This window comes from Evansella tamaricis, assembly GCF_019042215.1.
In the GTDB taxonomy this organism is placed as follows: Bacteria; Bacillota; Bacilli; order Bacillales; family Salisediminibacteriaceae; genus Evansella; species Evansella tamaricis.
In genome coordinates, this window is the sequence record NZ_JAHQCS010000108.1 from 1 (window position 1) to 9,293 (window position 9,293).

Genomic DNA, 9,293 nt, shown 5'->3' on the forward strand with positions numbered 1-9,293 from the left:
GTCACACCCGTTCCCATGCCGAACACGGTAGTTAAGCTCTCCTGCGCCGATGATAGTTGGGGGTTTCCCCCTGTGAAAGTAGGACGCTGCTGGGCTAATAATGAGACTAACTATGTTAGTCTCATTTATTTTGAAAATCTAGGCCAATGTAGCTTATTGATACATTTAAATACAATAAGGTATAAAGAAAAATGACCCATATTACAACGGGGCCTTAGCTCAGCTACGAGCTAACCTGCCATGAAATACTACGAGTTGTTTCGACGCATATACATCACTGAAAAACTTGTAGAGGAAGAAACAGGGACTTCGGAGCGAAAACATCGTCCGTAAGCTCCATGAGCAGCATCATTGAATATACAACGGGGCCTTAGCTCAGCTACGAGCTAACCTGCCATGAAATACTACGAGTTGTTTCGACGCAAATACATCACTGAAAAACTTGTAGAGGAAGAAACAGGGATTTCGGAGAGAAAACATCGTCCGTAAGCTCCATGAGCAGCATCATTGAATATACAACGGGGCCTTAGCTCAGCTGGGAGAGCGCCTGCCTTGCACGCAGGAGGTCAGCGGTTCGATCCCGCTAGGCTCCACCAAATATTATATTCGTTCTATCTTAAAGCTACTTATGCTACATAGGACCCTTAGCTCAGTTGGTCAGAGCTACCGGCTCATAACCGGTTGGTCGTAGGTTCGAGTCCTACAGGGTCCACCAATTGTAAAAAAACGATGTGGAGGAGTACCCAAGTCCGGCTGAAGGGATCGGTCTTGAAAACCGACAGGCGGGTTAAACCGCGCGGGGGTTCGAATCCCTCCTCCTCCGCCATCTTTTTAAATTATATTGGCCCGTTGGTCAAGTGGTTAAGACACCGCCCTTTCACGGCGGTAACACGGGTTCGAATCCCGTACGGGTCACCACTTTTTTAAGGACTTCTGTATTAAGATCACAACATCCTGTTGCAACCCAAATACTATTACGTCCTAAACATCGGAGGATTAGCTCAGTTGGGAGAGCACCTGCCTTACAAGCAGGGGGTCGGCGGTTCGAGCCCGTCATCCTCCACCATAATTTACATTAACATTAGAGTGACTGGACGCATACACTACAAAGTGTAATAGAAAGAAAAAGTCAGAAACAACAAAGCGAAGCATCATCCGAAAACTTTCATAACGTCGCGGGGTGGAGCAACGAGGAAAACATCGCCGAATAAGCAGCGAGTTGTCTCGACGCATATACTACAAAGCGAAACTGGAAGAGGAAGAGACAGTCAGAACAACTTCTCTGAAATAGCATCATCCGAAAACTTTCATAACGTCGCGGGGTGGAGCAACGAGCACAGCATCATCGAATAAACTTCGAGTTGTCTCGACGCATACACTACAAAGCGATACTAGAAGAGGAAGAGACAGTCTGTATCTTCGAAGCATTAGCATCATCCGTAAACATTCATAACGTCGCGGGGTGGAGCAGTCTGGTAGCTCGTCGGGCTCATAACCCGAAGGTCGGTGGTTCAAATCCGCCCCCCGCAACCAAATAACGTAAACGTCTCCGAATGAACTCCAGTGTAATGTTGGAAGTTAATACATCGGATTGAATATTATTAATGTGGTCCCGTGGTGTAGCGGTTAACATGCCTGCCTGTCACGCAGGAGATCGCGGGTTCGATTCCCGTCGGGACCGCCATAATACTTTACTTAAGGCTCGGTAGCTCAGTCGGTAGAGCAATGGACTGAAAATCCATGTGTCGGCGGTTCGATTCCGTCCCGAGCCACCATTATTGTTTATTTGTGGAGGGGTAGCGAAGTGGCTAAACGCGGCGGACTGTAAATCCGCTCCCTCAGGGTTCGGCGGTTCGAATCCGTCCCCCTCCACCATTTTATAATGTGGCGGTTGTGGCGAAGTGGTTAACGCACCGGATTGTGGTTCCGGCATTCGTGGGTTCGATTCCCATCAGCCGCCCCATTTAATTCTGGGCTATAGCCAAGCGGTAAGGCAACGGATTTTGATTCCGTCATGCGCAGGTTCGAATCCTGCTAGCCCAGCCATTATTTAATATAATTCAACTAATGCCAATGTATTACTTCATAAATTAAATGTTAAACGCATAAATTAAGTAAGTACTTGGCGGCATAGCCAAGTGGTAAGGCACGGGTCTGCAAAACCCTTATCCCCGGTTCAAATCCGGGTGCCGCCTCCAATATTAATTTAGTCCTTTATACCCCAGCCGGGGTGGTGGAATTGGCAGACACACAGGACTTAAAATCCTGCGGTAGGTGACTACCGTGCCGGTTCAAGTCCGGCCCTCGGCACCAGAATATTGAAATTGCGCCCGTAGCTCAATTGGATAGAGTGTTTGACTACGGATCAAAAGGTTAGGGGTTCGACTCCTCTCGGGCGCGCCATAACGGGAAGTAGCTCAGCTTGGCAGAGCACTTGGTTTGGGACCAAGGGGTCGCAGGTTCAAATCCTGTCTTCCCGACCAGCTATATATTTAGTTTTGCGGGTGTAGTTTAGTGGTAAAACCTCAGCCTTCCAAGCTGATGATGTGAGTTCGATTCTCATCACCCGCTCCATTTTATTTTTAATCAGTGTGAACATTGGGCCTGTAGCTCAGCTGGTTAGAGCGCACGCCTGATAAGCGTGAGGTCGGTGGTTCGAGTCCACTCAGGCCCACCATCTTTTAACTAATTGGACAAGCTGAAATAACTTCATAGAAATTACTGCGAGCCATTAGCTAGGAGCAAATCATCGTGACTACGCTGCGACTTGTCTCGACGGATAAGCCACAGAGGAAAGCAAGAAGAGGAAGAGACACAGTGACATCGGAGCATAGCATCGTCCGTAAGCGTCATGAATTAGCATCGTGGAAAATACTACGAGCCATTAGCTCAGTTGGTAGAGCATCTGACTTTTAATCAGAGGGTCGAAGGTTCGAGTCCTTCATGGCTCACCATTTATATGCGGGTGTGGCGGAACTGGCAGACGCGCTAGACTTAGGATCTAGTGTCTTATGACGTGGGGGTTCGACTCCCTTCACCCGCACCACTACATAATTTAATATACACTCTATAGTAAAATATGAGGTCAACCTAGTGTTGATCTCTTTTTGTATAATCAATACTTTTCACAAAATTGTCGGGGACCTGGTCCCCGAACTTTATTTTCTCTACTAATACCTTTACCAGTTGAAGGTATAGAATATAAAAGACATCTGCTTGTACTATTAGGAGAAACGTTATAAACTAAGATGTGAGATGAGTTAGAACCTACATATTATAGGAGGTCATAATACATGTTAACTATCGAAGAGATTAAGGAGATTATTCCACATCGTTACCCATTTTTGCTTATAGATAAAATCCTTGAAGTGGAAGAGGGTAAACGTGCAGTTGGAATAAAAAATGTCACTGCTAACGAAGAGTTTTTTAACGGTCATTTTCCGGACTACCCAGTGATGCCAGGAGTGCTTATCATTGAGGCATTAGCACAAGTTGGGGCTGTTGCAATGTTAAAACTAGAGGAAAATCGAGGTAAACTAGGTTTCTTTGCAGGAATTGATGGTTGTCGTTTTAAAGGTCAAGTCAAACCTGGTGATCAACTTAGATTAGAAGTGGAAATGACTCGTCTACGTGGAAGTATTGGCAAGGGAAAAGCAACCGCCTCAGTTGATGGAAAAACGGTCGCAGAAGCTGAACTTATGTTTGCTTTAGTTGAAAAATAAGTATTGATGTTCCCTTAAATGGGGTGCCTCTCATGGGTAGTTCGTGACAATTGTAGATGTCACATGTTATCTATCCACATGGGAAGGCACTTCTTTTTTGTAAAGATACATAGTATAAGTTTTTGGACCTTCGGGCATTGTCTAGCTCCACCGCCTACTCGCATGAGATCTGAAAAAGTGGTGCTTTTCCACTTTTACAGTCCCTAAGCAACGAGCGTAGCCGTCGCAATCTTTAAAAAGCTTGATAGGAGTGGTTTTTTCCTATCAGGCGAGCGACGAGCGCAGCCATTGCCATACAAATAAAAGCAACTGAAAAAGTGGTTTTAAACTTTTTCAGTTGCTTCCTACTAGTCGCGGGGCACTTCGGAAGTGACAACCGAAGTCAAAGAACGGACTTCTGTTGTCATTCCTCCACTGCCCTACGCTCGTGACCAAGGCGCTTGCGCTTTTCTGATTGTCCAGATTATGTGATAATGTAAAAAAATTTAAAATGAAGTTTATAGTGTTTGAATTCGTGAAATAAGAAAATTAGAAAGATAAAAAACATATCCATTCATCTAATTTAATATCCCATCAATACATGAAATCGAATCGATCCAATTGAAAGACAGATTTATAATAGTTAGTTCATCGTATAAACCTAGTAAATATATTGGATTACTAAGAAACCAAAGAAACTAAACTTTATAATATCGATTACCATTTACCGGAACACACGATTTTTAATAAGTTTCTCAAAGTTATACAGGGTTCCTTCCAATACTGGAAGGGTAACCCTTTTATATAGATGCATGTCTTTTTTATCAATGAACCGTTGATGGGATTTGAGGACAAAATCTATTTAAACAATTTTTTAGGAGGTAATTGTCATGCCGAAGAAACTATTACTTTCACTATTATCTGTTATTTTTGCACTTGGTTTTATGACAGCGTGTGGAGACATGGAAGGTGAACCGTTACCTGAAGATGATACCGGTTTTGAAGATGACTTGGAATAAATGTATGCAATTCCTGACTGTGGTCTAAATTAAAAAACTTTACTCCTGTAGTAAAAATTTCACATAAAAGAAGAACAATAGGACATTCTAATAAACACACGATTATTAAGAATATCCATTTGTTTCAAAGTATCAAACAATGTGAATACTACAGGAGGAAGTTAAATGAAAAAGAAACTTTTATTTTTAGTTTTGTCTAGTTTTCTCATAGTTGGTTTAATTTCAGCATGTGGAAATGCAGATGATGATATGGTGGAAGATCCACTGGATGATGATGGATTAGTGGATGACGATGGTGTTGTAGATAATGATTTGGATATGGATGACCCAATGGATAACGATTTGAACGGAGATTTAGATAATGATTTAAATGGAGATATGAATGGTGACTTGGAAGACGATGATGATATGTTAGATAACGGTGAACTTGAAGATGATATGTCTGATGATGATCTTGAAAATGATATTGATGACGATATGAATGATGAAGTAGATGACGAAGAAGCATAATAAGACACAAAATGTTCAGGGACCATGTCCCCGAACAAAAATTGCGGGACATGGTCCCTGAAAAATTTTTGAAGAATTTTCTTATATTCTCCCCCCTTTTGTATATAAATAAAGCGTCAGTCGTGCCCACCACCACGCTGGCGCTTTATTGTGCGTTGCAGTAATTAATTTACTACTTTATCTCCCTTACCCACTGACTTAAGAAGATAATTGAATCAGTAAATCCTATTACGAGTTGCCATTTTCATTTTCCCTCCACAAAACTACTTCTTTCAAAATGAACACCTCTACTGGATATATCATTAATCTTCAATAAGACAATTCCTATTACAATTATAAATCTGTTCCATTAGATATTATGTTTCCGAACAAAGACGGAGTAATAAAATGTTCCCACTCCCCAAATAAAAGTCTTAGTTAGAGTAAATCTGCTTGCAGGACTATTATATTCACTTTTAGAAAATGAATGAACTCTCCGTTCTCCACGTAAGAATCTTCTGATAAAATAAGTCCAAAGTAATGAAAATAGGTAGATATACCCTCCAATATTCATCTTAATAATTGATACAATGAAAGCACATACACTAATTTTTCCCATAATATCACTTCACCAAGACCACTCAGAAATCAAACTTCACCTAGATACTCATCTTTGTTATTCCTAAAATGTTCACTATAGTTAACAAATATAACTTTATATATAAAAGAGGTGAAAAAATGTCAACGTTACAATCAAAGTTGGGCACAGCTCTAGTAACTTCTGTCGCTGCCACAGGAGTGTTCTTAGCGACACCAAGCATAACAGAAGCAAGTTTCGGTACGAAAAATCTTTCATTTGGGATGGAAGGTTCGGATGTGTTGGTACTACAAGAACGTTTAAAAGAAAAAGGGTTCTTTCAACATCACACAGCTACAGGATATTTTGGACAAATCACCCGTCAGGCAGTTCAAGATTTTCAACGAGCCCATAATCTGACCCCTGATGGAATTGTTGGACCAAAGACTTTTAATGTTCTAAATAGTCAACAAGAACAAAAGAAGACATCCAATACTTCCACAGAAAATAAAAATTCCAACGAACAAACGAGCACCACCGAAACATCTACAACCAACAATAATACAACTGCCAAGTCTCAACAAGTTTTAGAACAAGTGAAGACAAATCATATACTTCGAGTGGGAACCAGGGGAGATGAAGTTATTAAACTTCAATTATACTTAAAAAAAGCAGGCTTTTTCGATCATGATACGGCAACTGGATATTATGGAGCAATTACAGAACAGGCCGTCAGAAAGTTCCAAAGGGCAAGGGGATTGAAGGTGGATGGTATTGCGGGGCCACAGACATTAACAGCAATAAACGGTGAAATTTCTAATACAAATTCAAATCCTGCAAGCAATAATAAAACGGAAGAAAAGAAAACTTCGGGAAATAGCTCGGAATCAGATATCGTGCACACAAGTAACCCACTTACCGCTCTTGCTGATTTAAAGAAAAGCAATGTTATCCTCCGCCAAGGAGACAAAGGAATTCATGTAACAGCACTGCAAACGTACTTAAAACAAGCAGGATTCTATACTCACAACATTACAGGAACATACGGAAATGATACAGTTACAGCGGTTCGAAGTTTTCAAAAATCAGCTAATATTAAAGTAGATGGGATTGCTGGACCACAAACCTTTACAGCAATCGAAAAAACGTTAACGAAAACTCAAACACCTACGAATAATAACCAAACAGAGACACAAACAGGTAATCAACAACAAACCAATACAACTCTTTTGAAAGAGGGTAGCAGTGGTGCGTCGGTAACTGAGCTTCAAAATCGACTAAGAATTCTTGGACATTTCAATCAAGATCCAACTGGCTATTTTGGTCCCGTCACAAAACAATCAGTCATTCAATTTCAGAAAGAATGGGGGCTTATTGCTGATGGGTTAGTTGGAAAAGCTACTTGGAGTAAATTGGAGGAAGTGTCTTCGATCCATCTGGAAGATGCACAAACACAGCCTTCCAGTTCATTTGATGTGATGAACCTTATTGCGGACGCTGCTTCCTACATTGGAACCCCATACTTGTGGGGAGGAACATCAGGTTCAGGATTCGACTGCAGTGGTTTTGTACAATATATCTTTAAGAAAAATAACGTACATCTTCCACGAACCGTGGCCGAACAGTGGAAAGCAACTGTTTCAGTAAATCAACCTAGAGTTGGTGATATCGTTTATTTTGAAACATACAAAGCAGGTCCATCCCATAATGGAATTTACATTGGTAATAACCAGTTCATTCATAGTGGATCCTCCTCTGGTGTAACCATTTCTCGTCTAGATTCGTCCTACTATAGCCAGCGTTATTTAGGGGCGAAGAGAATTAAATGATTTCTCTGAAAAAATGGATGAGTAAATACTTCAGAGGTATGATTTTAGAGGGAAAGACACTTCCTTGAGCTCGCGACCAAGGCGCTTGCACTTTTTTGATTATAATTGATTAAAATCGTTAAACCTTGGACAGTATAGTAATACCACTTTGTTTACCCGTTTCCCCTTAAATAATATAAAGAAAAACGCTTGTGTCCAAGAAACTGGATTCAAGCGTTTTTCGCCTTCGCTAATTCTTGTAATAATATATTCTTGTTCTTTTCTCCTACTATTTCTTTCGGAAAAATAAAGTAGCAACTTCAAAAAAAAGCGAGAGCTTTTTTCTTAAATTCGATTGTTTGAATGTTATACGACTTTCTATAGTAACCATTATATTAAATGGCATAAAAGATATTCCCCATAAAGTAAAGCCAATTATGCGATATGTATTTTGCCCTTACATTTCCCCAAAAAACTGTAAAAATCTTTAAATCCCAATTTAAACCATTAATAGTTATACATAATCTAACCTGTTTTTTGAAATTTTAAAAAGTGAAAGAAAAAGGAGGTGAGTAAAGTGCCAAATCCATTTGAAGCAGTTTGGAATACCCTAAAAACATCGATTGATAGTATAGATGAGGAAAAAATGCCATTACATGTACTAGAAGTGGGAGATTGTTGGAGATATCTTACAGCATTAGAGGAATTTATACGATATGAAGAAATCGGATTACATACCACAAGTGATGATGAAGTCCGAGAAGCGCTTGAAGATGTAAAAACTTTATGTGAAGCACAATCTAAACAGTTGGGCCAATTTATGATTAAAGAAGGTATTCCTTTGCCGGATGTAACGCCAGCAAAACCTGAATCACAGTCAAAGGAAGTACCGATGGGCGTAAAACTAACAGATGATGAGATCATAAATGGGATTTCATTAAAACTAGTGATCTGCCTGCAACAATGTGCATTAGGACAAGCAAACGCAATCCGGAATGATATTGGAATCATGTGGCTTAAATACTTTTCCGATTGGGTCAGTGCGGGCAATACCCTTAAAACATTATCAAAAAAACGGGGTTGGATTAAAGTTCCACCTTATTACTACACACCTGGTTCACCAATAAAACGATAATTTAAATCACCGACTCCTTGGCAAAAAAAAGAGTCGGTTTTACATTTAATGAAGACTGGTCCCACCTTCGCCCCTTTACTAAAATAAAAAACATCATTTTCAATCACTTCTAAGGTTAAAATAAAAACCGGTTGGTTCATATCATTTTATTGGAGTAGTATCTCAAAGGTGTTTATCCCTCCATTGTAAAAAACCAGTGACTGGATAGTATATGTGGTGTGATTAAAGTCACAATTCCTTCACGAGTCTGTAACAGAGCGTTCACAAATGTGACAGTTTTCACAAACTAATCCGTTATATACTATGAGTGAAGATAGTTAGTGATCACTCACAACAAAATAAATAAGAAACAACAATGAAAAACGAACCATGGATTAATGCTATTATTCATAAATTACTAGATGACGATGGTAAGTACATTCACCGATCATCAACCTAGAATGACTGATTACAGACTATCCCTTCAAAAAAAACTAACCTTAGGGGGAATGAAACATGTTTATGGAATTCTTACGAAACAACAAAATTGCTGCAGGTCTTTTAACAATCTTACGGGTATATCTT

At 40.1% G+C, this 9,293-nt stretch carries 5 protein-coding genes, 19 tRNA genes and 1 rRNA gene; all 25 read left to right on the forward strand.

Translation table 11 applies throughout. From position 1 onward, the window contains the following. Positions 1 to 95: ribosomal RNA gene (gene rrf / locus KS419_RS13425) — 5S ribosomal RNA — on the forward strand; the annotation flags it as partial. Between the two features lie 425 nt (positions 96 to 520). Then, a tRNA-Ala gene (locus KS419_RS13430) sits at positions 521 to 596 on the forward strand. Positions 597 to 638: 42 nt separating this feature from the next. Then, positions 639 to 715: transfer RNA gene (locus tag KS419_RS13435), tRNA-Ile, on the forward strand. 18 nt (positions 716 to 733) lie between these two features. Further along, positions 734 to 826: transfer RNA gene (locus KS419_RS13440), tRNA-Ser, on the forward strand. A 17-nt stretch (positions 827 to 843) separates the two neighbouring features. After that, a tRNA-Glu gene (locus KS419_RS13445) sits at positions 844 to 918 on the forward strand. Between the two features lie 72 nt (positions 919 to 990). Then, positions 991 to 1,066, forward strand: a tRNA-Val gene (locus tag KS419_RS13450). A 390-nt stretch (positions 1,067 to 1,456) separates the two neighbouring features. Continuing rightward, positions 1,457 to 1,533 (forward strand) — tRNA-Met (locus tag KS419_RS13455). Between the two features lie 75 nt (positions 1,534 to 1,608). Further along, positions 1,609 to 1,684, forward strand: a tRNA-Asp gene (locus KS419_RS13460). Between the two features lie 15 nt (positions 1,685 to 1,699). Beyond that, positions 1,700 to 1,775 (forward strand) — tRNA-Phe (locus KS419_RS13465). Positions 1,776 to 1,790: 15 nt separating this feature from the next. Beyond that, positions 1,791 to 1,875 (forward strand) — tRNA-Tyr (locus KS419_RS13470). Between the two features lie 12 nt (positions 1,876 to 1,887). Continuing rightward, positions 1,888 to 1,963: transfer RNA gene (locus KS419_RS13475), tRNA-His, on the forward strand. Between the two features lie 8 nt (positions 1,964 to 1,971). Next, positions 1,972 to 2,046: transfer RNA gene (locus KS419_RS13480), tRNA-Gln, on the forward strand. 78 nt (positions 2,047 to 2,124) lie between these two features. Continuing rightward, positions 2,125 to 2,198 (forward strand) — tRNA-Cys (locus KS419_RS13485). A 26-nt stretch (positions 2,199 to 2,224) separates the two neighbouring features. Further along, positions 2,225 to 2,313 (forward strand) — tRNA-Leu (locus KS419_RS13490). Positions 2,314 to 2,326: 13 nt separating this feature from the next. After that, a tRNA-Arg gene (locus KS419_RS13495) sits at positions 2,327 to 2,403 on the forward strand. A gap of 3 nt (positions 2,404 to 2,406) precedes the next feature. After that, a tRNA-Pro gene (locus KS419_RS13500) sits at positions 2,407 to 2,483 on the forward strand. A 17-nt stretch (positions 2,484 to 2,500) separates the two neighbouring features. Then, a tRNA-Gly gene (locus KS419_RS13505) sits at positions 2,501 to 2,574 on the forward strand. Between the two features lie 26 nt (positions 2,575 to 2,600). Next, a tRNA-Ile gene (locus KS419_RS13510) sits at positions 2,601 to 2,677 on the forward strand. Positions 2,678 to 2,878: 201 nt separating this feature from the next. Further along, a tRNA-Lys gene (locus tag KS419_RS13515) sits at positions 2,879 to 2,954 on the forward strand. Between the two features lie 7 nt (positions 2,955 to 2,961). Continuing rightward, positions 2,962 to 3,046, forward strand: a tRNA-Leu gene (locus tag KS419_RS13520). Between the two features lie 247 nt (positions 3,047 to 3,293). Beyond that, on the forward strand, positions 3,294 to 3,722 hold the full coding sequence (gene fabZ / locus KS419_RS13525) for a 3-hydroxyacyl-ACP dehydratase FabZ (protein WP_217066923.1): 429 nt from the start codon (positions 3,294 to 3,296) through the stop codon (positions 3,720 to 3,722). Positions 3,723 to 4,591: 869 nt separating this feature from the next. Continuing rightward, complete coding sequence (locus tag KS419_RS25240; protein WP_281419805.1) at positions 4,592 to 4,720, forward strand: hypothetical protein; 129 nt, start codon at positions 4,592 to 4,594, stop codon at positions 4,718 to 4,720. A 165-nt stretch (positions 4,721 to 4,885) separates the two neighbouring features. Further along, positions 4,886 to 5,230, forward strand: coding sequence for a DNA primase (locus KS419_RS13530; protein ID WP_217066924.1), 345 nt, complete (start codon positions 4,886 to 4,888; stop codon positions 5,228 to 5,230). Between the two features lie 717 nt (positions 5,231 to 5,947). Beyond that, the gene (locus tag KS419_RS13535; RefSeq protein WP_217066925.1) at positions 5,948 to 7,615 is read left to right on the forward strand and encodes a peptidoglycan-binding protein; all 1,668 of its coding nucleotides are present in this window, start codon (positions 5,948 to 5,950) and stop codon (positions 7,613 to 7,615) included. A 556-nt stretch (positions 7,616 to 8,171) separates the two neighbouring features. After that, complete coding sequence (locus KS419_RS13540; protein WP_217066926.1) at positions 8,172 to 8,729, forward strand: DUF3231 family protein; 558 nt, start codon at positions 8,172 to 8,174, stop codon at positions 8,727 to 8,729. The last annotated feature ends 564 nt before the right edge of the window (positions 8,730 to 9,293 follow it).